Annotated in this window: 26 protein-coding genes and 1 riboswitch; of the genes, 21 read left to right on the top strand and 5 right to left on the bottom strand. The window is 43.1% G+C overall.

What is annotated here, in order from left to right:
• Positions 1–149: 149 nt before the first annotated feature.
• The 4 genes from C4K46_RS05555 (at position 150) to C4K46_RS05540 (ending at position 2,572) form a co-directional block, all read left to right on the top strand.
• A complete protein-coding gene (locus C4K46_RS05555) occupies positions 150–665 on the top strand; it encodes a tRNA (cytidine(34)-2'-O)-methyltransferase (protein ID WP_209627900.1) in 516 nt (171 codons plus the stop codon).
• A gap of 151 nt (positions 666–816) precedes the next feature.
• A riboswitch (FMN riboswitch) is annotated at positions 817–928 on the top strand.
• Positions 929–1,066: 138 nt separating this feature from the next.
• Complete coding sequence (locus C4K46_RS05550) at positions 1,067–1,624, top strand: ECF transporter S component (RefSeq protein WP_209628128.1); 558 nt, start codon at positions 1,067–1,069, stop codon at positions 1,622–1,624.
• Positions 1,614–2,264, top strand: coding sequence for a phosphatase PAP2 family protein (locus C4K46_RS05545; RefSeq protein WP_209627899.1), 651 nt, complete (start codon positions 1,614–1,616; stop codon positions 2,262–2,264). The genes C4K46_RS05550 and C4K46_RS05545 overlap by 11 nt, the downstream gene beginning before the upstream one ends.
• Entirely contained in the window at positions 2,264–2,572 is a 309-nt protein-coding gene (locus tag C4K46_RS05540) for an MGMT family protein (protein WP_209627898.1), read from the top strand. The genes C4K46_RS05545 and C4K46_RS05540 overlap by 1 nt, the downstream gene beginning before the upstream one ends.
• Positions 2,573–2,601: 29 nt before the next feature.
• Here C4K46_RS05540 and C4K46_RS05535 read toward each other — a convergent pair whose 3' ends face one another.
• On the bottom strand, positions 2,602–3,363 hold the full coding sequence (locus C4K46_RS05535) for a Type 1 glutamine amidotransferase-like domain-containing protein (RefSeq protein ID WP_338059779.1): 762 nt from the start codon (positions 3,361–3,363) through the stop codon (positions 2,602–2,604).
• Between the two features lie 18 nt (positions 3,364–3,381).
• Between C4K46_RS05535 and C4K46_RS05530 the strand changes: the two genes are divergently transcribed.
• The 8 genes from C4K46_RS05530 to C4K46_RS05495 all read left to right on the top strand — a co-directional run bounded on the left by C4K46_RS05530 (position 3,382) and on the right by C4K46_RS05495 (position 10,020).
• Positions 3,382–4,251 (top strand): helix-turn-helix transcriptional regulator, encoded by an 870-nt coding sequence (locus tag C4K46_RS05530; protein WP_245335144.1) that lies wholly within the window; start codon positions 3,382–3,384, stop codon positions 4,249–4,251.
• 75 nt (positions 4,252–4,326) lie between these two features.
• A complete protein-coding gene (locus C4K46_RS05525) occupies positions 4,327–4,728 on the top strand; it encodes a VOC family protein (RefSeq protein ID WP_209627896.1) in 402 nt (133 codons plus the stop codon).
• Between the two features lie 9 nt (positions 4,729–4,737).
• Positions 4,738–5,325: a TetR/AcrR family transcriptional regulator gene (locus tag C4K46_RS05520; protein ID WP_209627895.1), complete on the top strand. Its 588-nt coding sequence runs from the start codon at positions 4,738–4,740 to the stop codon at positions 5,323–5,325.
• Positions 5,318–6,064 (top strand): DNA alkylation repair protein, encoded by a 747-nt coding sequence (locus C4K46_RS05515; RefSeq protein ID WP_209627894.1) that lies wholly within the window; start codon positions 5,318–5,320, stop codon positions 6,062–6,064. The genes C4K46_RS05520 and C4K46_RS05515 overlap by 8 nt, the downstream gene beginning before the upstream one ends.
• A gap of 60 nt (positions 6,065–6,124) precedes the next feature.
• Positions 6,125–7,069, top strand: coding sequence for a tRNA modification radical SAM protein MnmL/YtqA (gene mnmL, locus C4K46_RS05510; protein ID WP_209628126.1), 945 nt, complete (start codon positions 6,125–6,127; stop codon positions 7,067–7,069).
• Complete coding sequence (mnmM, locus tag C4K46_RS05505; protein ID WP_209627893.1) at positions 7,063–7,611, top strand: tRNA 5-(aminomethyl)-2-thiouridylate-methyltransferase MnmM; 549 nt, start codon at positions 7,063–7,065, stop codon at positions 7,609–7,611. Before mnmL ends, mnmM begins: the two co-directional genes overlap by 7 nt.
• A gap of 85 nt (positions 7,612–7,696) precedes the next feature.
• On the top strand, positions 7,697–7,954 hold the full coding sequence (locus C4K46_RS05500) for a hypothetical protein (RefSeq protein ID WP_209627892.1): 258 nt from the start codon (positions 7,697–7,699) through the stop codon (positions 7,952–7,954).
• Positions 7,955–7,965: 11 nt separating this feature from the next.
• The gene (locus C4K46_RS05495) at positions 7,966–10,020 is read left to right on the top strand and encodes a cation:proton antiporter (protein WP_209627891.1); all 2,055 of its coding nucleotides are present in this window, start codon (positions 7,966–7,968) and stop codon (positions 10,018–10,020) included.
• A gap of 14 nt (positions 10,021–10,034) precedes the next feature.
• Here the strand turns inward: C4K46_RS05495 and C4K46_RS05490 are convergent, their stop codons facing one another.
• Together C4K46_RS05490 and C4K46_RS05485 are read right to left on the bottom strand one after the other, a co-directional pair.
• Entirely contained in the window at positions 10,035–11,564 is a 1,530-nt protein-coding gene (locus C4K46_RS05490) for a beta-carotene 15,15'-monooxygenase (protein ID WP_209627890.1), read from the bottom strand.
• The gene (locus C4K46_RS05485) at positions 11,558–12,352 is read right to left on the bottom strand and encodes an ABC transporter ATP-binding protein (protein ID WP_209627889.1); all 795 of its coding nucleotides are present in this window, start codon (positions 12,350–12,352) and stop codon (positions 11,558–11,560) included. The genes C4K46_RS05490 and C4K46_RS05485 overlap by 7 nt, the downstream gene beginning before the upstream one ends.
• Before the next feature lie 74 nt (positions 12,353–12,426).
• Between C4K46_RS05485 and C4K46_RS05480 the strand changes: the two genes are divergently transcribed.
• Positions 12,427–13,551, top strand: coding sequence for an AI-2E family transporter (locus C4K46_RS05480; RefSeq protein ID WP_209627888.1), 1,125 nt, complete (start codon positions 12,427–12,429; stop codon positions 13,549–13,551).
• A gap of 252 nt (positions 13,552–13,803) precedes the next feature.
• On the opposite strand, the gene C4K46_RS05475 is transcribed toward C4K46_RS05480, so the two are convergent.
• Positions 13,804–14,157, bottom strand: coding sequence for a hypothetical protein (locus C4K46_RS05475; RefSeq protein WP_209627887.1), 354 nt, complete (start codon positions 14,155–14,157; stop codon positions 13,804–13,806).
• A gap of 374 nt (positions 14,158–14,531) precedes the next feature.
• Between C4K46_RS05475 and C4K46_RS05470 the strand changes: the two genes are divergently transcribed.
• Positions 14,532–15,869, top strand: a complete 1,338-nt coding sequence (locus tag C4K46_RS05470) for a hemolysin family protein (RefSeq protein WP_209627886.1) — start codon at positions 14,532–14,534, stop codon at positions 15,867–15,869.
• A gap of 86 nt (positions 15,870–15,955) precedes the next feature.
• Here C4K46_RS05470 and treR read toward each other — a convergent pair whose 3' ends face one another.
• Positions 15,956–16,666 (bottom strand): trehalose operon repressor, encoded by a 711-nt coding sequence (gene treR, locus C4K46_RS05465; protein ID WP_209627885.1) that lies wholly within the window; start codon positions 16,664–16,666, stop codon positions 15,956–15,958.
• A gap of 196 nt (positions 16,667–16,862) precedes the next feature.
• On the opposite strand from treR, the gene treP reads away from it, so the two are divergent.
• From treP to C4K46_RS05430, 7 genes are all read left to right on the top strand, one after another.
• The gene (treP, locus tag C4K46_RS05460; RefSeq protein WP_209627884.1) at positions 16,863–18,854 is read left to right on the top strand and encodes a PTS system trehalose-specific EIIBC component; all 1,992 of its coding nucleotides are present in this window, start codon (positions 16,863–16,865) and stop codon (positions 18,852–18,854) included.
• Between the two features lie 70 nt (positions 18,855–18,924).
• On the top strand, positions 18,925–20,553 hold the full coding sequence (gene treC / locus C4K46_RS05455) for an alpha,alpha-phosphotrehalase (protein WP_209628125.1): 1,629 nt from the start codon (positions 18,925–18,927) through the stop codon (positions 20,551–20,553).
• Positions 20,554–20,799: 246 nt separating this feature from the next.
• Positions 20,800–21,594: a pyruvate formate-lyase-activating protein gene (gene pflA, locus C4K46_RS05450; protein WP_209627883.1), complete on the top strand. Its 795-nt coding sequence runs from the start codon at positions 20,800–20,802 to the stop codon at positions 21,592–21,594.
• A 108-nt stretch (positions 21,595–21,702) separates the two neighbouring features.
• Positions 21,703–22,638 (top strand): manganese-dependent inorganic pyrophosphatase, encoded by a 936-nt coding sequence (locus C4K46_RS05445; RefSeq protein WP_209627882.1) that lies wholly within the window; start codon positions 21,703–21,705, stop codon positions 22,636–22,638.
• A 113-nt stretch (positions 22,639–22,751) separates the two neighbouring features.
• Positions 22,752–23,456, top strand: a complete 705-nt coding sequence (locus tag C4K46_RS05440) for an MBL fold metallo-hydrolase (RefSeq protein ID WP_209627881.1) — start codon at positions 22,752–22,754, stop codon at positions 23,454–23,456.
• Positions 23,456–24,040 (top strand): TetR/AcrR family transcriptional regulator, encoded by a 585-nt coding sequence (locus C4K46_RS05435; RefSeq protein ID WP_209627880.1) that lies wholly within the window; start codon positions 23,456–23,458, stop codon positions 24,038–24,040. The genes C4K46_RS05440 and C4K46_RS05435 overlap by 1 nt, the downstream gene beginning before the upstream one ends.
• A complete protein-coding gene (locus C4K46_RS05430) occupies positions 24,037–24,366 on the top strand; it encodes a DUF2568 domain-containing protein (RefSeq protein WP_209627879.1) in 330 nt (109 codons plus the stop codon). Before C4K46_RS05435 ends, C4K46_RS05430 begins: the two co-directional genes overlap by 4 nt.
• Positions 24,367–24,369 lie beyond the last annotated feature (3 nt).

Genomic DNA, 24,369 nt, shown 5'->3' with positions numbered 1-24,369 from the left:
GTTGACTTGACCAAGGAAAGTGGTATACTAAATAAGTACTATCATTGATTTACCTCAAACCTGTTGTGATGTAAGTTAATGAAGTTTGAACCATGCTGTTTGCTGAGCTTGACTCCGGGCAGTGTGGCTATTTTTTTGGAGAAAGATAGATGAGTCAAGACTGCAGAAATCACATTGTTTTGTTTGAGCCACAGATTCCCCAAAATACGGGCAATATCGCTAGGACCTGTGCCGCAACCAATAGTCCCTTACATATTATCCAGCCTATGGGTTTTCCCATTGACGACCGCAAGATGAAAAGGGCCGGCCTTGACTACTGGGACAAGTTGGATATCCATTTTTATAGTAGCCTGGATGATTTTTTGGCCCAGATGACCGGAAAGCTTTATCTGATTTCTAAGTTTGCAGACCAGGTTTACTCGGAGGCTGATTTTAGCCTGACCGGGGACCATTATTTTCTCTTTGGTCGCGAGGACAAGGGCCTACCTGAGGACTTTATGCGTCAACATCGCGACAAGGTCCTGCGGATTCCCATGAATGACCAGCATGTCAGAAGCCTCAATGTTTCAAATGCGGTCTGTATGGTCGTCTATGAGGCCCTGCGTCAGCAAGATTTTGCTGGTCTAGAGCTGGTCCATACCTATGAAAAGGACAAACTTAAGTAAGAGACTTCCAAGAATAGAAGGCAAAGATAGCCCAGAAAATGCTAGAAAAGCTGGTCCTATCTTTCAATCTTTTTTTGCTTACTAATCTAGGCTTTTAGGAAAGCCCTTCAAACTAAAACCTTGCCTCGGCAAGGTTTTTTTGTTATGATAAAAGTGTCTTCAGGGCAGGGTGCAAGTCCCGACCGGCGGTAAAGTCCGCGAGCGCAAGCTGATGTGGTGTAAGTCCACAACCGACAGTATAGTCTGGATGGGAGAAGACGAAAGGGCTCAAGCCTTCTTGGGGAATTTAATCTTCTTTTAAGCTGGATTTAGTATCTTAAAAGAGGAAGATTTTTAGGCTCTCTATCTGGCCTCTGTCCTTTCCAACTTCTCTAATTTTTTATAAATTGGAGGAAGCTATGATGACACAAACACGTAAAATGGCTATGATTGCCATTCTTTCGGCTAGTTCATTTTTACTAATGTTCTTTGCCTTTCCCTTACTAACTGATTTTTTCAAGTTAGATTTTAGTATTTTGCCTATTTTATTGGGCCTCTTGATTTTAGATAGCAAGGGCGCTTTAACCATTTTGCTCCTGCGCTCACTCTTGAAATTGCTTCTAAACAATCAAGGGATAGAAACCTTGGTGGGTCTTCCCATGAATATGCTTGCAGTGGCTGCCTTTATCCTTATTTTTTCCTTTATCTGGAAAAGGGAGCAGACCCTTCCGCGCTTTATTCTAGCTAGCTTGCTAGCGACTCTGGCTTTGACCCTAATCATGATTTTGCTTAACTACCTCTATGCAGTCCCTCTTTATGCCACTTTTGCAGGCTTTCAGATTTCTGAATCCGGCGGTTGGGTAACCTACCTCTTAGCCCTAGTTGCCCCCTTTAATCTCTTGCAAGGTCTCATTTGGAGTTTTGCCTTTTGGCCAGTTCAAGCCCTCTTAAAACCAATTTTAAAAAAGTATGAAAAATAAAGAAATGTATTTGACCAGGGGCTCTTTTGCCCTTTTACTATTTGTAATCTTAGGCTATGTAGTCAAGTTTTATCCCGAACAGTTGACCAGCCTAGATAGCCAGATTCAGACAGCCATTCGGGGTGACTTGCCTGCTGTCTTGACCACTCTGATGAAATTTATCACCAGTTTTATCAATCCCCAAATTTTACCGATTTGGGTCCTGCTTTTAGCTGGGATTTTCTGGTTTAAGAAGTGGAGAAGCGAGAGTCTCTTTCTCCTGGGCAATCTAGCCCTGGCCGGTCTCTTGGTCCTCTTTATCAAGAACATCTACCAGCGCCCTCGGCCAGCCATTATCCATTTGGTGGTCGAAAAGGGATACTCCTTTCCAAGTAGCCACGCCCTGGCGGCCACTCTCCTTATCGGTAGTTTGATTATTATCAGCCGGCAGCGCTTGGGGAAAAACCGTCTCAGCTATCTGGTCCAGGCCCTCTTGGCCAGCTTTATCTTGCTCCTTCTCCTATCGCGGGTCTATCTGGGTGTTCATTATCCGACAGATGTCCTAGCGGGCTTGATTCTGGGCTTTGCCCTCTTAAATATTGAATATCCTTTTTACGATAGATGGCGCTTTCAATGGCGTTTCAAAGGAAGGCAGAAATAATGCCTGTCAAGCTTAATCCAGTAGTAGTGGAGCAAGTTCTGGCCCTAATGGAGCAGATTCCCCCAGGTAAGGTTGCTAGCTATGGGCAAATCGCGCGGCTGATTGGTCGGCCTCAAAATTCCCGCTTGGTCGCTCAAATCATCAGCCAGGCTGACCTCTATGGCAACTATCCCTGCCATCGGCTGGTCAATCATGCAGGCCGCCTAGCCCCAGCCTGGGAAGAACAAGAACACCTACTCTGGGCAGAGGGCGTGATTTTTAAACCCAACGGCTGCGTGGATATGAAAACCTGTCAGTGGGAGAAATAATAAGATAAAAGCAGACGGAAAGTCTGCTTTTATTTTCTCCTTACAGTGATTTGCCCGTCTTTCACCAAAATCGCTTCCTTGTTGCTAATTGCTTTCAAAGGAAGTTTTGCCGAATATTCCTCGACGATTTGTTGGGAAATTTTCTTAAAAGGCATACTCTTGTAATGAGGGACAACAGAAAAATCAACTAAAGCCAAACCTTGGAAGTTTTCCAAATCGGGCGCTTTTTTAGGACTGTCCATAGCCTGCAGATATGCAATATCTGGAGCTGTGACAACAGCACCAGCAGATTCGCCAAGATAGAGCTTACCAGCCAAAACCTCCTCTTTAATTAGCTTGTCGGCACCAGTCCTTTTGAGCTCTTGCAGCAAGAAAAAAGTATTGCCCCCTGTCATATAAATGATGTCATTCTTGATGAGCTTGTCAGCTATTTCTTGCGTGCTGGCTGTGGAAATGTCCAGCTCATCAACAATCAACCCCAGTTTTTTCAGAGCTTTCTTTCCAGCCTTGACAAAGAAAGTCACTTTTTCGACCTTACTAGCGGTTGGGATGAAAGTGACTCTTTTGTCGGCTAAATTTTCTTCAAATTCTGCCAGAAGCCCAGCCACATCGCTGAAAGATGAAGATAAAAATAATTTCTTATTCATGCTGTTTTCCTCCTGTATTTTCTTTCTAACTATAGTATAATAGATAAAAGTGTCAAAATATGGCACCTTTATATCGAAAGGAAATAAAAAATGAATAAATCCGAACGCCTCAACGATATGCTGATTTATCTGAATAATAAACATTATTTCAATCTCAATGATTTGATAGAAAAATATCAGATTTCGCGAAGCACGGCACTCCGTGATATTCAGTCTTTGGAGGCAATCGGTATGCCGATTTATGCCGAATATGGGAGGTATGGACGATACGGCATTTTGAAAAATCGTCTTTTGTCTCCTATTGTTTTTAGGCTGGATGAGATGTACGCTATGTATTTTGCTATGTTGACCTTGCAAAATTATCAGTCAACGCCTTTTGATTTGGATTTGAAAAAGCTGAAGCAAAAGTTTGAGACCTGTCTTTCCCCAGAACATCAAGCAAATCTGAGCAAGATGAGTCAGATTTTTAGCTTTGCGGCCAACGAGCAAATGACTGAAAGTCCCTTGTTGAAAGAGATTGTCTATGCAGCTTTGGAGCGTTCTATTCAGGATATTGCCTACAAGGGTGGAAAGGGCTCGCATACCTATAGAGTTCAATTTTTAAAAGTCACTTCCTCTTTTGGGCAATGGTATACCATTGCTTACAATTATCATCGGGCGGCTCTACAAGTTTTTCGCTGTGATAAAATTCTTTCCCTGTCTCAAAATGAAAGCGAGCTTCCACTGAGTGATGAGAGAATTGCAGAGCTTCTAAGCAAAGGTTTTAAAGATGAGACTGCCAAGGACTTTGAGGTCATAATCACAAAAAAGGGCGTGGATTTATTTTTGAAAGAGCATTATCCGTCCATGAGTCTTTTTTACAAAGATAATAAAGCAGTCGTCAAGGGTTACTACAACCAAAACGAAGAAGATTTTATCGCAGCTTATTTTTTAGCCTATGGAAAAGAAATCGAGAATATTCAGCCTGTGGAATTAAAACAAACCCTGTTGAGAAAAATGGAAAATAATTTGGAGTATTTAAAAACTTTGTAAAGTGGGGAATTTTTTAATTGACATACATACAGTGTGTATGTTATTCTTGTTTTAAAATAAATAAGGAGCAATTTTATGCTAAATAGTTTTTATCCTGTATTGATGTGTCAAGAGGTAGATTCTTGTGCTGATTTTTTCACTAGATATTTTCACTTTGACTGTGTTTTCCAAAGCGACTGGTATGTCAGCCTAAAGAGCAAGGAAGGTTTTGAATTAGCCGTGATAGCCAGTCATCATGATACCATACCTGAAACATATAGGCAGATCTGCCAAGGAATCATTTTAAATCTTGAAGTGGAGAATGTAAGCGACCTTTATTCTATTTTTAAGGAGGAAAAAGAAGTTCAGATTATCCAGGAGCTTCGCGACGAGGGTTTTGGACAGAGGCACTTTATTATAGCAGGACCAGAAAATATATTGATTGATATTATTAAGGTCATTCCGCCAAGTAAGCAGTATGCAGAAAATTATCAGTAGGAGATTTTGATGTCAAATAAAAAAGAAACAGCGAGCAAGCAAACTGTTGGTCAGCTCATGGAAGTAGCACGAAAACACTTTATTCTCTATGGTTATGACAAGAGTTCTTTGGAAAAGATTGTGGCAGAAGTGGGGATGACAAGAGGAGCTTTGTATCATCATTTTAAAAATAAAAGAGCTTTATTTGTAGCCGTCTTAAATGAAATCCAAAAGGAAGTCGGACAAGCTGTCGAAAGAGAGGCTGACTCGCATACAGATACATGGGAGCAGTTACTTTATGGCTGCCTTACCTTTGTCGAAGAAGCCATAAAAGAAGATAGGAAACGTATCTTACTGATTGATGCTGTAAATGTGGTGGATTGGAAAGAATGGCGTGAAATGGATCAAGCAAACTCGGCCACTCTTTTAAAAGAGCAGCTAGGATTGCTGAAAGATGAAGGAAAGTTGATTGATATAGATATTCCTGTGCTTGCCCATCTGCTGTCAGGTGCTTTAAATGAACTTTCTCTTTATCTAGCAGAGAGAGAAAGCTATGATAGACAGAGCATTTATCAGGTGATTGCCCGCTTACTAGGAGGTTTTAAGGTCAATGGCTAAAAAGCTGAAAGATTATTATGATGAGAACTATGTGATAGATTTGGCGACTAAGCTACAGTCAGTTTATAGCCCCTTTAATGCAAAAGAATTTATCGCAGAAGTTCGAGACGATTTAGAAAATCAAGAGTTTACAGGCAGACAGGTTTTAATAGCTCGCACTTTGAAGAAGTATATTGCTTTAAATTATGAGGAAACAATCGATCTATTTAGCAAAATCCTCGGTCCAGAATTAGAGGGAAGTTTGGGCATGTTTACAGAGGGTTATTGGCTCTGGCCGATTGGGAAATACGTAGAATTATATGGAGCAGAGCATTTTGAAGTAACTAGTTTATTTAGTAAAGAATTGACTAAAAGATTCACAGGTGAGTTTTGCATGCGTCCTCTTGTCCATCATTATCCAAAACAAGCTATGGAGTTGCTCTTGGAATGGAGTAAAGATGAGAATAAACGAGTTCGTAGATTAGCTAGCGAGTGTCTTAGAATAAGGCTGCCTTGGGCAAAGAAACTCTATGTGACTTTGGATTATTTTGATGATTATGTAACTTTACTGACCAATCTAAAGAACGATGAGGATAAGACGATTCAAAAGAGCGTCGCCAATAGCTTGAACGATTTGTACAAAGAAGCGCCAGAAAAGTTCGATGTGATTATTAAGAACTGGCAGGAGGAGGATTTATCCCCTCAAACTGCTTGGATTATTAAACACGCTTCGCGCACCAAGGAAAAACATGCTAAATAAGGCTGAAAAACAAGTCCTGAGTGGACTTTTTTTCATCTTTCTTGCTCAAGCTGTGTTATAATATATTCTATGAAACCTTACAACGCTTTGAATGATTATTATCGAAAATTATTTGGGGAAAAGACTTTTAAGGTGCCGATTGACGCAGGTTTTGACTGTCCTAATCGCGATGGTACAGTGGCTCGAGGCGGCTGTACCTTTTGTACGGTGTCGGGTTCGGGTGACGCCATTGTAGCTCCTGACGCACCCATTCGGGAGCAATTTTATAAGGAGATTGACTTTATGCACCGCAAGTGGCCAGATGTAAGGAAGTATCTGGTCTATTTTCAGAATTTCACCAATACCCATGAGCGGGTGGAGGTCCTGCGGGAGCGTTATGAGCAGGCCATCAATGAACCAGGAGTTGTAGGCATTAACATCGGGACAAGGCCCGACTGCCTGCCTGATGAGACTATCGCTTACTTGGCAGAACTGTCCGAGCGCATGCATGTGACGGTAGAGCTGGGTTTGCAGACGACTTATGAGGAAACTTCGGACTTGATTAACCGGGCGCATTCTTACGAGCTCTATGTGGAGACGGTCAAGCGCCTGCGAAAATTTCCCAAGATTGAGATTGTCTCCCATTTAATCAATGGCCTACCCGGAGAAAGTCATGAGATGATGTTAGAGAATGTCCGCCGTTGCGTGACAGACAATGATATTCAAGGAATTAAACTGCATTTACTGCATCTGATGACCAATACCCGTATGCAGCGGGATTACCATGAAGGGCGCCTGCAACTACTCAGCCAAGAAGAGTATGTCAATATTATCTGCGACCAGCTGGAAATTATCCCTGAGCACATCGTCATTCATCGGATTACGGGTGACGCCCCACCAGAGATGTTAATCGGTCCCATGTGGAGCCTCAATAAATGGGAAGTATTGAATGCTATTGAGCAGGAAATGCAAAGACGGGGAAGCGTTCAGGGTTGCAAAGCGAAAGAGCAGGTGTTTTCATGTTAAGACCTTTACAAATGGCCCACCAATTTTTGGCAGAGGTTATCCAACCAGAGGACACGGTGGTAGATGCTACCATGGGCAATGGCCATGATACCTTATTTTTGGCTGGCCTAGCCAAGACTGTTTATGCCTTTGATATTCAAGAAGAAGCCTTGATTAAGACGGAGAAGCGCTTGGAGGAGGCTGGTCTGACTAATGCCCAGCTGATTTTAGCCGGTCATGAAAAGGTAGACCAGTATGTAACTGAACCTATTCGTGCAGCCATTTTTAATCTGGGTTATTTGCCTGCGGCAGATAAATCCATTATCACTCAGCCGACAACTACGCTTGAGGCCCTGACCAAACTCTGCCAGGTCTTATCACTTGGCGGTCGGATTGGGGTCATGGTATACTATGGACATGAGGGTGGTCAAGAGGAGAAGGAGGCAGTCTTGGACTTTGTGAGCTCCCTGCCCCAGCAGGAGTTCACAGTGGCCATTTACCAGACCATTAACCAAATCAATCGACCCCCGTTTTTAATTCTCATCGAAAAATTGAAAAAATAATGATTATGAAAGGATTAGGGTCCAGAGGAAATCTTATCAGTAGCCTGGCTGCTAGTAGGATAGACTTCTAGGGCTCTCCCATCTTATGGACAAGCAATATTTACAAGACAAGCTGGCTGATTTACGCAGTCGTTATATCGAATCAAGCACTAGTCAGGATAGCCTGATTAGCAAGTACGATCAGGACCAGATGACCAAGAAAATGCTGCGGATTAAAAAGAAACTTCTGGCTTTGGAAATGGAAAGGTGTCAGAAAAAAATTGAACACCGAGACCTGTCCAAGGTTGATCAGAAGATTTCCCAGCAAAAGACACTCTTTGAAAAGTGTTGTAGACAAAGATAAGGAGGTTGGTATTGGAACTTCTCCTTGCAGCCATTATTTTTGTTTTGGTCCTGATTATCTCTAGTGCGACCAACAAACTCTTTCCCAAGCTTCCCCAGCCCCTCTTACAGATTCTGCTAGGGATTGGCTTGGGCTTCTTGATACCACAAAATGATTTTCACCTGGAAACGGATCTCTTTCTAGCCTTGGTTATCGGTCCCCTCCTATTTCGAGAGGCCGAAGAAAGTGATATTACCAGTATCCTCAAGCACTGGCGGATAATCCTTTTTCTCATTTTTCCGGTTATTTTTATCAGTACCCTTAGTCTGGGCTACCTGGCCCATTATTTCTGGTTGAGCCTACCCTTGGCGGCCTGTCTAGCGGTGGGAGCTGCCCTAGGTCCAACTGATTTGGTGGCCTTTTCCTCCCTGTCGGATCGCTTTTCCTTTCCCAAGCGGATTGAAAACACCCTAAAAGGAGAGGGCTTGCTCAATGATGCCAGCGGTTTGATTGCCTTTCAGGTTGCCCTTACCGCCTGGACCAATGGGACCTTTTCTTTAGAAAAGGCTAGCGTCTCCTTGGTTTTATCCATCCTGGGTGGTTTTTTGGTTGGCGGGCTGACTGCTCTAGTCAACCGTTGGCTCCACAGTTTTCTGTTGAGTATGCGGGCTTCTGATATTGCCAGTGAATTACTCTTGGAATTAGGCCTGCCCTTGGTTACCTTCTTTTTGGCCGAGGAAATCCATGTATCGGGGATTATTGCTGTGGTGGTGGCAGGAATCTTTAAGGCCAGTCGCTTTAAGCGGATTACCCTGCTAGAGGCCCAGGTTGATACGGTGACCGATACCGTCTGGCAGACCATTAGCTTTATGCTCAATGGCTCGGTCTTTGTTATCCTGGGAATGGAGATTGAAGTCATTGCGGAGCCTATTTTAAAGAGCCCCTTTTACGACAATCTGCTCCTCCTCGTCAGTATCTTACTTTTGACCCTACTTTTATTTGCCATTCGCTTTATCATGATTTTTGCCTTTTACTTCTACCGGCTCAGACGCCTGAAGAAGAAGATGCAAAATTATCTCAAGGACATCTTGCTTTTAACCTTTTCAGGGGTCAAGGGGACGGTTTCGATTGCAACCATTCTCTTGATTCCCACTGAGTTGGAGCAGGCCTATCCCCTCCTTCTCTTTCTGGTAGCAGGGGTGACCCTCCTTAGCTTTTTGAGCGGAATTTTAATCCTGCCTCGTCTGGCCCAGAGTCGCTCCGAAACTGGAGAGCACCTTATGCACATTGCTATTTTAAACGATGTGGTGGCTCAACTTGAGGAGGAACTCAAGGTCAGCAAGGCCAAGGCCCCCTTATATGCCGCTATTGACAACTATCATGGTCGGATTGAAAACCTGATGTTGGAGCAGGAAAAAGGCTCTGTTCAAAAGGACTGGACCAATCTCCAGCTTTTGATTTTAAGTATTGAAAATGATGGTCTGGAGCAGGCCTATGAAGAGGGAAAAATCAGCAATCGCAGCTACCATCTCTATCAGAAATATTTACAAAATAAGGAGCAGGCCATCAATCGGCATCTGGCCTCGCGCCTGACCTATTTCTTTTTAGTCTCGCTGCGTCTCTTGCGCCTCCTAGTTCATGAGCTCTTGACTCTGGGTTCTACCCTGCGCTCCTGGTCCAAGCCCAAGAGTCCTCGCTTAACCGAGCAGGATATCGAAGAAATTGCCCAACTCTATCTGTCAAATACAGAGGTGATTGTCGATAGTTTGGAAAATTTAAAAGGGGTCTACCAAACCTTCCTGATTAGCTTCTTGCAGGAATCGCGGATTAGGGAAACAGCTATTATCGGTAGTGGGGCCTTTATCGAGCGGGTTATTACCCGCATAAAACCCAACAATATTGACGAGATGCTCTGGGGCTACTATTTGGAGCGTAAACTTATCTTTGAATACGAAGAAAATAAGCTCATCTCTGCTAGCTATGCTAAGCGCCTACGTCGCAATGTTAATAATCTGGAAAATTATTCCTTGAAGGAAACGGTTAATACCCTGCCTTATGATATGATCAATTATGCCAGAAATCGTTAGATAAAAAAACTCACTCAGTTTTGCCGAGTGAGTTTTTGCTTGTTTAAGCTCAGGACCTGGGCTGCAGTAGGCAGCAGCAGGAGAATATAGATATAGACATACTGGCTCTTGGTTTCCCAAAAGAAGTGGAAGAAAAATCCTCCCAGAAAAAAGACATAGGGATAGAGCTCAAAAACGCTCAAGGACTTTTGGGCCCAAAAGATTTGGTAGAGCAAAAAGCAGCTTGTTAAGAGGTAGATGCTGGAAAGTAGGACCAGGCCAAAAAGATTGAGTCTTTGGTAGCCCTCTTTTTCCTCGTAAATGCTTCTTAAGAGCGGGGTGGCCGTATATTGCTGCCGCTCTAGCTGGGGTCCAGTCCAAATCGACTGGAAGGTTGGCTCGGTCCAAGTGGACTTAACCTTTTCATAGAAGAACCTTAGGGCATAGCTAGGATTCTTAAGAAAATTCAGCAGGAGCTGCTTGAGGTCCTGGATAGCCATTTGCTCGGCCTTTTTTTCATCATAGCCATTGCGTTTTAAAATTTTAGTATTGTAGGCATCATACCAGCCTCCCAAGGTCTTGCGGTTGGGGTCATCTCGCAGGCCCATGGTAACATAGGCAATCTTGGGTGTTCCCTCGCCGATGGTGTGGCCGACCAGGTCCTCATAGTAGCGATTGATGGCCTTGCCAGATAGAAAGAGGCAGGCCAGAATCGTTCCTAAAAGGAGCAATTTTTTAAAGGACCAAGTCTGAAAGAGGGAAAGAAAGTAGATGCCCAAGACCATAAGAACAAAGATAATGTAGTTGTTCCGCAAGAGGCAGGCGATAGAAAGTGAGATTGCCGCTAGCAAACCATAGTGAAAGGAAGGCTTGTCATTGAATAAGAGCAGCAAGTAAAAACCGAGCAGGCAGAAAAAGAAGCCTGGAATGGTGCCGTAGGCAAAGAGGATAAAGAAGAACTGAGGAAAAAAGAGAAAGGTCAAAAGAATGGTGTACTTGTGGACCAGCTCATCCTTGTTGAGTTTAGCTGTGATACGATAGATGAGAAAATTGCTCAAGATTATCCAGACTAGATTGATAGAAAAGATAAATTGGCTGGTCGGAGAGATGAGGGCATAGAGTCGTTCCAAGCTCATCAGGCCCAACTGGTGGGGGTTGCGGTACATATAGCCCCCCAGGGTCGTCAAGGAACTGTAATCCCCCCGATTAAAGGCCAGGGCGGCGTTAAAGACATGCTTGGCATCGGCCCGAATCAATCCCGAACTATTTATAATCAAGTAAGCAGCAGCCAGTAGATAGAACAGGCTGAGAAAGATAAAGAGTTTGGGAGCCGTTAGCTTATTTAGCCAGAAACGACTGAGGATAAGCAGGCCCAAAAAGGCCAGCAGGAGGGGATAAAAGATAAGGGGATTGTTCTCAAAGCGAATCCCTTCGGCAATCTCCAAGGGAATGTAGCTATGGGAGAAGAAGATTTGCAGGCCCAGAAAAAAGAGGAGGATAGCCGCTAAGGCCAGAATCAAGAAGTAGCCAAACTGAAAGATAAAATTTGTCAGTTTCTTTAGCATGGAGGAACCTCGGCTTTGACAAAATAGCGCTCCTGACCTAGGGGAATAATGTCTACTCCCTGACCGTAAAATTGACTCAAAATCTCCTTCTTAAAAATCTGACTCTTTTCTCCCTGGGCTACAATTTCCCCGTCCCTAAGGAGCAGGAGGTGGGACATGGTCTGACTAATCTCTTGGGCATGATGGGTGACATAGATGATGCTGGGAGCATCATCTAGCTGGCTGATTTTCTCAATTTGACCCAGCAATTTCTCGCGGGCAAAGAGATCTAGCCCACTAGTGGCCTCATCAAAGATTAAGATTTCTGGCTGATCCATCAGGCTACGAGCGATAAGGAGACTTTGGCGCTCTCCTTGTGAGAGACTAAGATACTTGCGACCAATCAAGTCCTGAGACCCCAGAGCAGTCAGTAAACTTTTAGCCTCTTTTAGCTCAGCCTGGTCATAGCTCTTGTAGAGAATGCTACTTTTATAGCGACCGGTCAGAACGATTTGCTCACTTAAAAGCTGGCTGGGGAAGCGTTCAGCCAAAAAAGAGCTGACTACTCCAATTTTTTGGCGCAGGCTAGGAATATCCCCCTGGCCAAAGGTCTGGCCCAGAACTTCTAAAGAGCCACTAGTCTTCCAAGTATCGGCCATGATGAGACGTAAAAGGGTTGATTTACCAGCCCCGTTCAGACCTAAAATGGCCCAGACTTCTCCCCTTTTTACCGTCCAATTAAGATTTTTCAAGAGGAACTTTCCCTGTCTCATCAGGGATAAATCCTTCATTTCGATAATTGTTTCCATTATTCTACTTTCTTTTTTTAAATCTTCTTTATTTTATCATAAAATATGTTAAAATAGCTCTTAGGAGGGGAAGAATGTTTCGTAATAGTAAGTTACTTTTTTGGACAGTGGAAATTTTACTAGCTAGCCTAGTCTTTTATCTCTGGCGTGAAATGGGAAATGTCGTAACACCACTGGTTAGTGTGGTTAATACGATTTTAATCCCCCTACTTATCGCAGGCTTTTTATACTATATCACCGAGCCGGTCGTGCGATTTTTGGAAAAACATTTCAAAATTAGAAGGATTTTCGGTATTCTCTTGGCCCTCTTTCTAATCTTTGGCCTCTTGATTTTAGGGGTGGTCTATCTCCTACCTATCTTAATCAACCAGTTGACCAGTTTGATTAACTCCAGCCAGAATGTTTACAGCGAGATTCAAAGTTTTGTCAATAACATTGCTAAAAATCCAGCCATTAGAAAGTTAAATATCCAGTCCACCCTGCAACAGCTCAATCTATCCTATGTTGATATTTTGCAAAATATTCTCAATAGTGTCACCAATAGTCTAGGCAGTGTGGTTTCGGCCCTCATCAATACCATGATGATTTTGATTATGACCCCGATTTTTCTGGTCTATTTCCTCTTGGACGGCTACAAGCTCTTGCCGCTCTTAGAGCGGACCGTTCTCAAGCGGGACAAGCTAAATATCGCTAACCTACTTAAAAACCTCAATGCCACCGTCGCCCGCTACATCAGTGGTATCTCTATTGATGCCCTCTTGATTGGAACCCTGGCCTTTATCGGTTATAGCGTGATTGGCCTCAAGTATGCCCTGGTCTTTGCTATCTTTTCGGCCCTGGCCAATCTCATTCCTTATATCGGTCCGACCATTGGCCTGATTCCCATGATTTTAACCAATGCCTTTACCGACCCTCAAAGAATGTTCCTGGCTATTGGCTATATGCTTCTGGTCCAGTTGGTGGATGGAAATATCCTCTATCCCCGGATTGTCGGTGGAGTCATGAAGGTCCACCCAATCACAATTATGATTCTCCTGCTCTTGTCCAGCAATATTTATGGAATTATTGGCATGATTATCGCCATTCCAACCTACTCCATCATCAAGGAAATCATCAAATTCCTAGCCAATCTCTATGATAACCATAAGGAAGCCCAAGAAGCCAAAAAAAAAGAAGAATATGGAATTATTGAGAAATAGGAAGCATTCTTTAAATAGGGTGAATTTTTGATGGTAGGAATACTTAAGACTAGAGAAATGATATTAGTCTTTCAGATTAAGATAAAAAGAGGATTAAATGTAATCCTCTTTTTATGATACAGTTCAGGTCTTAAGCTAGTCTCTTATTTTCTTTTTCTTAGGACCTAATAAAGCTGTAAAGATAGCTGCAATTGGATCAATAAATGAAAGCAAAATATTGATTAGCTCATTCATAATAAGACCTCCTTAATATCAGTTTTCACAATAAAAACCAACAGCTTGCCCACTCTGTCCCATTCCGAATTTACCTCTAGGACTTATCTTCTGATACCAACGTACCCTATATGTTTTTCCTGCATTTATAGTTCCGTATTTATATAAAACTGCATTTCGGACGCGATATTCAAAAGTTCCAGGAATTTTAGCTCCCCAGTGGTTTAAAGCACTACCTGTCCTGTATGCGAAAAAAGGACCATAAACCATATGAGTCATTTGTTTTTGTCGTTCCCAATATGGGTCTGTACCTGCCTTGACATTAGAGGTAGAGATTGCTGTAAATATGATTAAAGAAAAAAGTAACAAAGTAAATATTTTAATTTTTTTCATAATAAGCACACTTTCTTAGAATATAAAACCAAAAAGTTAGTACCTGTTCTAGTTGTATTCATTAAATATAGTTTCCGAAGTGTTCCTTTCTAAACAAATACAACTTTCTATATAAAATTATAACACATTTGATAAAAAATAGCAACATTCTCTCGTCCTAAATGTTGCTATTTCCAAGTGAAAAGTCCTGAAATAAAGCCAATTGCTTGAGAGTGTTCAAAAATAAATAATTAGAGAACTTAGAGATGTAAAACTATTATACACCAAAAGGAACATTCACAAAATATCTGACAATTTCTCTTTTATGAACTATGCAAACCGAGGGAATTTATGATATAATCAAAAGATAATACATACTTTAGGAGAGAAATTTCATGGAAGACCCCAGCAGTCAGACGCTTTTACTACAGTTTTTATTATTAGTCGTTTTGACCTTTTTAAATGCTTTTTTCTCAGCCGCCGAAATGGCCATGGTCTCGCTTAATCGGGCCCGGGTGGAGCAAAAGGCAGAAGAAGGAGATAGTAAGTATCTTCGCCTACTAAAAATCTTAGAAAATCCTAATAATTTTCTATCGACCATCCAGGTTGGAATCACCCTGATTAACATCTTGTCCGGGGCCAGCTTTGCGGATACCTTGGGGCGTAAAATCGCCAGTCTCTTAGGCAATTCTGAGACGGCCCACGCCCTGGCTAGCTTTTTGGCCTTGGCCCTCTTGACCTATATCTCTATCGTTTTTGGTGAGCTTTATCCCAAACGAATTGCCCTCAATCTCAAGGACGATTTGGCAGTCTGGGCCGCTCCCATTATTCTCTTTTTAGGAAAGATTGTCAGTCCTTTTGTCTGGCTCCTATCTGCCTCTACCAATCTCCTGAGTCGGATAACCCCGATGAAGTTTGATGATGCAGATGAAAAGATGACCCGCGATGAGATTGAGTATATGCTGACCAAGAGTGAGGAGACCTTGGACGCCGATGAAATCGAGATGTTGCAAGGGGTATTCTCTCTGGACGAGCTCATGGCGCGTGAGCTGATGGTGCCACGGACCGATGCCTTTATGGTCGATATTCAAGACGACACAAAGGAGATTATCGAAAGTATCCTCAAGCAGAGTTTTTCCCGTATCCCCGTTTATGACGGGGACAAGGACAAGGTGATTGGTCTCATTCATACCAAGCGCCTCCTGACAGAAGCCTTTACCAATGGTTTTGACAATATTGTCCTCAGAAAGATCTTGCAAGAGCCCCTCTTTGTGCCAGAGACCATCTTCGTTGATGACCTTTTAAAAGAGTTACGCAATACGCAAAATCAAATGGCTATCCTGCTGGACGAATACGGTGGTATGGCTGGTCTGGTGACCCTAGAGGACCTCTTAGAAGAGATTGTCGGGGAAATTGATGATGAAACCGACAAGACAGCTATCGAGGTTCATGAGATTGCTGACAGCACCTATATCGTACTAGGAACCATGAGTCTAAATGACTTCAACGAATACTTTGATGTCGAGCTAGAAAGTGATGATGTGGATACCATTGCTGGTTATTATCTGACCGGTGTAGGGACTATCCCTGACCAGAAAGAAAGAATTAGCTATGAAATTACAAGTAACAATAAAGAGTTGACCCTAATCAATGATAAGGTCAATAATGGCCGGGTAACCAAGGTCAAATTGCTGATTAAGGAAGTTCCGCCAGAAGAAGAGGAAGAGAAGTAGCCCTTGTTGCTTCTCTTTTTTATGTCTAGCGACTTGATATAGTTGGAAGTCAGTCAAAAAGAGACCTAAGCGGTCTCTTTTAACCTTTATTTATGGCGGTGGGCAAAGTCGACAAAGCGGAACTTTTCCAGTTTATGGCGGCTTTCCGTATATTGGAATTGCTGGCCGTCTGCTAGGTAGACTTGGGATTTGACCGAGACGACATGCTGGTCATTGCCTAGCTGGAGAAAGATTTTATCGCGGTCTGTGGCGTGATCAATGGTAATCTCCTTGCGGGCATAGGTGATGTCCAGCCCCAGGTCATTTTCCAGATAGGCATAGATGGACTGCTCGGCGATTTCCCGATTAAGGCCTGTGACTAGCTCCTTATCTATATAATCAATGTCTAAAACAGAAGCCGTATGGTCGACCAGACGCTGACGGATAATGCGCCAGACCAGGCGATAGGGGGCAAAACCGGTAATGCGAGCCAGCCGTTGATCGACAGTTAAGAGCTCAAAGCGGATGACCTTGGTCGTTGAGGGGAGGCCCAACTGCTCGATAAGCTCGCGGTAGCTAGTCAAGCGCGAAACCGGAAAGTCAATTTGTTCCCGCTTTAAAATCTTGGATCCCTGTCCTTGAATTTTCTCAATCAGGCCAATTTTTTCTACTAGAGCCAGAGCCTTTCTAACTGTTGAGCGACTGACTTGGTAGGTCTGGCTGAGCTCGTGTTCACTGGGCAAATAATCGCCGACCTGGTATTTTTCACTGAGGATTTCTTCTTGAATGGTTTTAAATAATTGCTGGTATTTTTTCATGGTTCACTTGTCTTCTTTTTAGCATACAACTGACCTTATTTTACCAAATAATTTTACTTTTTGCTAGAAATAGCTTGCATCTAAAATAGGAAACGTTTACAATTAAATAGTGAGCGTTTGGACAGACTTTAGTAAACTGTTCAAACAAGCATAAAAAAATAAAGGAGAGTGTTAGGGTAACCTAACCAAGCGAAAAATGGGAAAATTCGAAAAAGAAGCCAAGACCCTGTTAGACGCGATTGGCGGTAAGGAAAACGTCTCAGCTGTTAGCCACTGTGCAACGCGGATGCGTTTCGTCTTAGGCGATGACAAGAAGGCTGATGTAGCAGCTATTGAAGAGATTCCAGTTGTTAAAGGAACCTTTACCAATGCCGGTCAATTCCAAGTAATCATCGGAAATGATGTACCGATTTTTTACAATGACTTCACAGCTGTTTCTGGTATCGAAGGGGTATCAAAAGAAGCAGCTAAGTCAGCAGCTAAAAGTAAGCAAAACCCAATCCAACGGATTCTTGCCACCTTGGCTGAAATCTTTACACCACTGATTCCAGCCTTGATTGTTGGTGGTTTGTTGCTTGGTTTCCGTAATGTCTTAGAGGGAATTGGTTTTGAACAATTTGGAACCAAGATGGTAGATGGCAAAGAAGCTCTTAAAACCATCGTTGATGTTTATCCTTTCTGGAGCAATGTAAATGACTTCTTAGGAGTCATTACCGATGCTATTTTTGGTTTCCTACCTGTCGGTATTACTTGGTCCGTTTCCCGTAAAATGGGAACCAGCCAGATTTTAGGGATTGCCCTTGGTATCTGTTTGGTACACCCAAGTTTGACAAATGCCTATGTATATGTTGCAGAAAAAGCTGCTGGTAATATAAATCATTTTGATTTTGGTATTATTTCACCTGAAAAAGTTGGGTACCAAGGTCAAGTTATTCCGGCCCTACTTGCTGGATTAGCGCTTGCCTATTTTGAAAAATTCTGGAGGAAATATATTCCAGAAGTCATTTCTATGATTTTCGTACCGCTCTTATCAATCGTTCCAGCTGTACTTCTTGCCTATGCAGTCTTAGGTCCATTTGGATGGTGGTTAGGTTCAGGTATTGCTGTGGTAGTTAAAGCCGGTCTGACTGGTCCACTTAAGTGGCTCTTTGGAGTTGTCTTTGGTGCAATCTATGCCCCATTTGTTATCACTGGTCTCCACCACATGACCAATGCCATCGACTTACAACTTAAGGCAGAATTTGGTGGTACAGGTCTCTGGCCAATGATTGCCCTGTCAAACATTGCCCAAGGTTCAGCAGTGCTTGCCTACTACATTATGAACCGTCGCAATGTAAAAGACGCAGAAATCTCTCTGCCAGCAACCATCTCAGCCTACCTAGGAATTACTGAACCAGCCCTTTTCGGGGTTAACGTCAAGTATGTCTATCCTTTGGTAGCCGGTATGATTGGTTCATCAGTTGCAGGACTTCTTTCAGTCATGATGAATGTTACAGCAAATTCAATCGGTATCGGTGGTTTGCCAGCTATCCTATCTATCCAAGCACAATCATGGGTGCCATTCTTGATTGCAATGGCTGCAGCCATTGTTACCCCACTTATTCTGGTGCCAACTTTCCGTAAAGTAGGTTTCTTGACTAAAACAGAAGATGAGCTCAAAGGAATCGGTAAGGTAGCTGCTCCAGCAGAAGCTAGCCCAGCAGCTCCAGCGGAGTCTGAGTTGGCAGATTCAATCGAAATTCTCAGCCCTCTTGCTGGTCAAGTCAAGGAACTAAAAGAAGCGACTGACCCTGTCTTTGCTCAAGGAGTGATGGGTCAAGGTGTTGTGATTGTTCCAAGTGAGGGAGAATTGGTTTCACCAGTTGAAGGTGTTGTCTCTGTTCTCTTCCCAACCAAGCACGCGGTCGGAATCGTTTCTGATCAGGGAGTTGAGCTCCTCATGCATATCGGTATGGATACTGTCCAATTGGACGGTAAAGGCTTTGAAGCCCATGTCGCTCAAGGGGACAAGGTCACTCTTGGTCAAAAATTGATTAGCTTTGATATGGATGTGATTAAAGAGGCAGGCTATGTGACTGAAACACCAGTTATCATTACCAACCAAGATCTCTATCAGCCAGATGCTCTTGGTCAATTACCACGCGACATTAAACGTGGAGAAGCTCTTTATACAGCAGTTAAGAACTAAGAAAATAAAACTTATAGGGGATTGGGAGCGAAAGCCCCAGCCCCTTTCCTTATAGCAGAAGGAGGCAATGATGACATTAGATAAAAGTAAGGTTGTTTATCAAATCTATCCTAAATCATTCAAGGATACAAGTGGTAGTGGGGTTGGTGATTTCCGAGGAATTATCGAGAAAATTCCTTATTTGCAAGAGCTAGGAATTGATATGGTCTGGCTCAATCCTTTTTACCCCAGTCCTCAAAGAGACAATGGATACGATATTTCCGATTATACAGCCGTAAATCCCCTCTTTGGTGATATGGCTGATTTTGAAGAGATGATTGCAGTCGGAAAAGAGCATGGCATTGACTTTATGTTAGATATGGTTCTCAACCACTGCTCAACTGAGCATGAATGGTTCCAAAAGGCTCTGGCTGGGGATCCTTATTATCAAGATTTTTTCTTTATTCGTGACCAGCCAACCGACTGGGTCTCTAAGTTTGGTGGCAACGCCTGGGCTCCCTTTGGCGATACTGGCAAATACTATCTCCACCTCTTTGACGTGACCCAGGCCGATTTGGACTGGCGCAATCCTCATGTTCGCGAAGAACTCTTTAAGGTGGTTAACTTCTGGTTGGATAAGGGCGTTCGAGGTTTTCGCTTTGATGTCATCAACCTAATCGGTAAGGATGAGGTCCTTCAAGACTGTCCAGTTAATGATGGCAAGCCTGCCTATACAGACAAGCCGATTGTCCATGATTATCTTCACATGATGAATGAAGCCACCTTTGGCCAGGCAGAGGGTTCCTTTATGACTGTTGGTGAAATGAGTGCGACCACGATTGAGAACTGTATCCTTTACACTGCTCCAGAGCGCAAAGAATTGTCTATGGCCTTTAACTTTCACCACCTAAAGGTGGACTATGAAGATGGCCAAAAGTGGACCTTGAAGGAATTTGACTTTGAGGCGCTCAAAAAACTTTTCCACACCTGGGGCAAGGAAATGAGTGACCATGACGGCTGGAGTGCTCTCTTTTGGAATAACCACGACCAACCAAGAGCCCTGAACCGCTTTGTCGATGTCAAGAACTTCCGCAATGAAGGGGCAACCATGATGGCGGCCAGCATTCATCTTTCTCGAGGAACTCCTTATATCTATATGGGTGAGGAAATCGGAATGATTGACCCTGATTATGACAGCATGGAGGATTATGTAGACGTTGAGTCCCTCAATGCCTATCAAATCTTACTAGAGGAGGGCAAATCGGAAGCAGAAGCCTTTAAAATCATCCAGGCCAAGTCAAGGGACAATTCTCGGACACCGATGCAGTGGGATGATTCAGCCAATGCTGGCTTCTCAACTGGAACTCCTTGGCTCAAGGCCGGCAAATCCTATCCGCAAATCAATGTAGCTAAGGAAAAAAATGGTCCGATTTTCACCTTCTACCAAAAATTGATTGCTCTGAGAAAGGAAATGCCTCTGATTTCAGAAGGAAGTTACAAGCCAGCCTTTGAGGACAATCCTCAAGTTTATGCCTTTGAAAGAGAATATCAAGGCCAAAAACTTCTGGTCTTAAATAACTTCTATGCTACTCCAATCAGTTTAGAGTTAGCAGCAGACTATCAGGCAGGACGGGTGCTGATTAGCAACTATAAGTCGGTAGAACTTGGCAAAGCAGTTACTCTAGCGCCTTATCAAACCTTGGCTATTTTAGTAGACTAAATTATAATTAAAAAGAGCTCCGGCTCTTTTTTGCTGCTCTAGTTTGCTTTTTTCTAGCTGGGAGTAAGTCTCCCTTGGCTGACTGATACTTGATAAGATTTTTACCTTTTGTTTTTTTGAAAAACAGTGAAAATGAAACTGAAAAACAGATTATTTTCTTAAAAATAGATAAAGTATTGGGCAATTGCTCTTAAGCATGGTATAATATAGTATATAAAACGGTTTCAGGTTTCAGAAGGTGGTAGCATGGTAGAAGAAGTAATTGATTATGGAAAGGTGACAGGCATGGTCCATTCAACCGAGAGTTTTGGTTCAGTTGATGGTCCGGGTATCCGCTTTATTATCTTTTTGCAGGGCTGCAAGATGCGTTGCCAGTACTGCCATAATCCAGATACCTGGGCTATGGAGACCAATAATTCCCGCGAAAGAACGGTTGATGATGTTCTGGCAGAAGCCCTACGTTATCGTGGTTTCTGGGGAAAAAAGGGGGGAATTACCGTCAGTGGTGGTGAGGCCCTCCTTCAAATTGATTTCGTCACAGCCCTCTTCACCAAGGCCCAGGAGCTAGGGATTCACTGTACCTTAGACACCTGTGCCATGCCCTTTCGGCGCAATCCTGACTACCTGAAAATCTTTGATCGTCTCTTGGAAGTGACGGATTTAGTCTTGCTGGACATCAAGGAGATTGATGATGAACGTCATAAGCTGGTAACGGCTCATACCAATAAAAATATCCTAGATTGTGCCCGCTACCTCTCTGACAAGGGCAAGCCGGTCTGGATTCGCCACGTCTTGGTTCCTGGTCTGACTGACCGCGATGATGACCTCAAAAACCTGGGGGATTTTGTCAAGACCCTCAACAATGTAGATAAGTTTGAGGTTCTGCCCTACCACACCATGGGAGAATTCAAATGGCGGGAGCTAGGTATTCCTTATCCGCTGGAAGGGGTCAAGCCACCGACTGCTGATCGGGTCAAGAATGCTAAGGAACTCATGCAAACAGAAAGTTATCAGGACTATCTCAATCGAATTAAGAATTAAAAGCAGATTTTCTGCTTTTTCTTTTGCCAGAATGCCTTTGTTTCTTTGTGAAAAATGGATAAATATGATAAAATAAATTCAATCATTATTAAGTTAAGAGGTAGGAACATGTCAAACATTTTAGTTTTCGGTCACCAAAATCCAGATACAGATGCCATTGCATCAGCCATTGGTTTTGCTTATTTAGCGCGTGAGGCTTACGGTCATGCGACCGAGGCGGTTGCTCTAGGGACGCCTAATGAAGAAACAGCCTTTGTGCTGGAAACTTTTGGTCTTGAAGCACCGCGCGTGGTGACATCTGCTAAGGCAGAAGGGGTCAAGGGTGTTTATCTGACCGACCATAATGAGTTTCAACAATCAATTGCTGATATTCGCGAGGTAGAAGTGCTGGGCGTGGTTGACCACCACCGTGTGGCTAATTTTGAGACGGCTAACCCTCTTTACATGCGTCTTGAGCCGGTTGGCTCTGCTTCGTCTATCGTTTATCGAATGTTTAAGGAATCTGGTGTCGCTGTACCTAAGGAAATCGCAGGACTTCTCTTGTCAGGTTTGATTTCTGACACCCTACTCCTCAAATCCCCAACTACCCACGAATCAGACAAGGCTATCGCTCCAGAATTGGCAGACTTGGCTGGCGTTAACTTGGAAGAATACGGTCTGGCTATGCTAAAAGCGGGAACCAATCTTGCTAGCAAGTCAGCAGCTGAACTGATTGACATCGATGCTAAAACTTTTGAATTAAATGGCAACCAAGTCCGGGTAGCCCAGGTCAATACAGTGGACATTGCCGAAGTTTTGGAACGCCAAGCAGAGCTAGAAGCAGCGATTGAAGAAACAAATGCGGCAAATGGTTACTCTGATTTTGTTTTGATGATTACAGATATTATCAACTCTAACTCAGAAATTCTCGCTATCGGTAGCAATATGGACAAGGTTGAGGCAGCCTTCAACTTCGCTCTTGAAAACAACCATGCTTTCTTAGCCGGTGCTGTTTCACGTAAGAAACAAGTCGTACCGCAATTGACAGAAAGTTTTGGTGGATAATGAAAGAAAAGATAGGACGAAAGTTCTATTTTTTTTGTGACTTTTTTCTAGTTTTATGATATACTTTCAGAAAAACTAACCAGTGGTTAGGTGTTTTAAAAAGGAGGGGAAGTATGCCAGATTTATTGCTGAAACCATTTGCTCAAAAGAAGCAAATCAGCCCGCATATTAGTAAGATAGAGTTTAATTTTGCTTTGATTATTTTTTCAATCTGGTTGGTGGAAAGTGATGGCCTTTATTTTTTGGTGGATACGGGCTTGCCTGCTCTGGTCAAATATGCCATCAAGCAGTATTTTCCGCAGGACTTAAAGGCTGTCTTTCTGACGCATGGGCATGCTGACCATATTGGCGGCTTGACAGAGGTCAGGCGGGCTTTTTCTGACCTAGCTTTAGTGATTGATGAGCGCGAATTTCCTTATATTTCAGGGGAGCTCCCTTATCCCAATCGTAAGAAGCCAGAAAAGAAAGTTTTTGAGCCTGGTCTCTTTGTGACGACGTCTAGTCAGCCTGGGCAAGATTTGCTAGCTCAAGCGGGATTAAAAGCGATTTTTTCACCGGGTCACGCGCCAGGTCACACTTGTTATTATCACGAGAGCGACCAGGTCTTGATTGCAGGGGATTTATTCACCAGCAGTCAAAGCGGAAAATTGCGGCCACCTATGAAAATCTTTACAGCAGATATGGCAGAAGCTCTAGCAAGTGGGCATGAAGTTTTACAGCGCTATCCTGAGGCTCTTCTCAGTCTTTGTCATGGTAAGGACATTAAGAATGCTCTAGTGGCATTTGAAGTAGCAGACGGCTTTAGAAAGGCTTTGTAGTGGGAAAAGATAGGAAAGAAAGAATTATAACAGCGGCAGAAGAGCTCTTTCAAGAGAAATCTTTTGAAGAGGTTGGGATTCGTGAGATTGCGCAAAGAGCGGGCTGCTCTCATACCACACTCTATCTTTATTTTAGGACTAAAAATGATATTCTCTCAGCCGTGGCGCAAGAGCCCTTGGAGGAACTTTATAGCCAGTTTCTAGCTATTCAGGAGCTAGAAACTTCTGCGGGGCAAAAGTTACTGGCTTTGGCTGAGACCTTTGTCATCTTTTCTTTTCAACATCGAAACTCCTACCAATTATTACTGCTTGCTGGTGGGGAACGGGTGGATAAAGAAGATTTTGACTTGCCGCTTAATCGCATTCGCCTGCAGTGCTTTGCTATTTTGCGGGAGAATGTGGAAAGTTTGCTGCCAAAAGACCTGAGCGAGGAGGAAAAACTAAATATTAGTCGCGGAGTTTTCCTCTTTCTGCAAGGCTTGGTTTCGGTTTATTCCTTAGAGAAGCCTACTGATTTTGCACATTTGGAGCAAATTACCAAAGATTATCTGAATTATACTATTTTAAATAAGGGGTTGAAATGATGCCTACTCTTATTCTTGTGCTTCGTTTTTTAGTGGAGCTGCTGGCTGTCTTGGGCTTAGTCGCTAGTCTTTTCCTGAAAAAATCTCTTTTTGAAAAGCTGGTCTTTCTTTTGTTAGCTGCCGCTCTTGTCCTTGTTTGGAGCAAGTATGGTGCTCCAAAATCGCCAACTGCTTTGAGGGGAATAGCAAGATTGGTCTTGGAAATTGGAGTTTTTGCTCTTGCGACGCTCAGCTTTCTTTGGCTCTATGGTTGGAAATTTTCTCTTTCCTATTTGCTGGTGGTAACACTTGACTTGCTGGCCTTGTATTCCTTTCATTTGCAGTAAATT

The sequence above is a fragment of the Streptococcus oricebi genome, from assembly GCF_017883985.1.
In the GTDB taxonomy this organism is placed as follows: domain Bacteria; phylum Bacillota; class Bacilli; order Lactobacillales; family Streptococcaceae; genus Streptococcus; species Streptococcus oricebi.
Note: the sequence above shows the minus strand (reverse complement) of the source record. Positions and strands in the feature narration are given on the sequence as shown.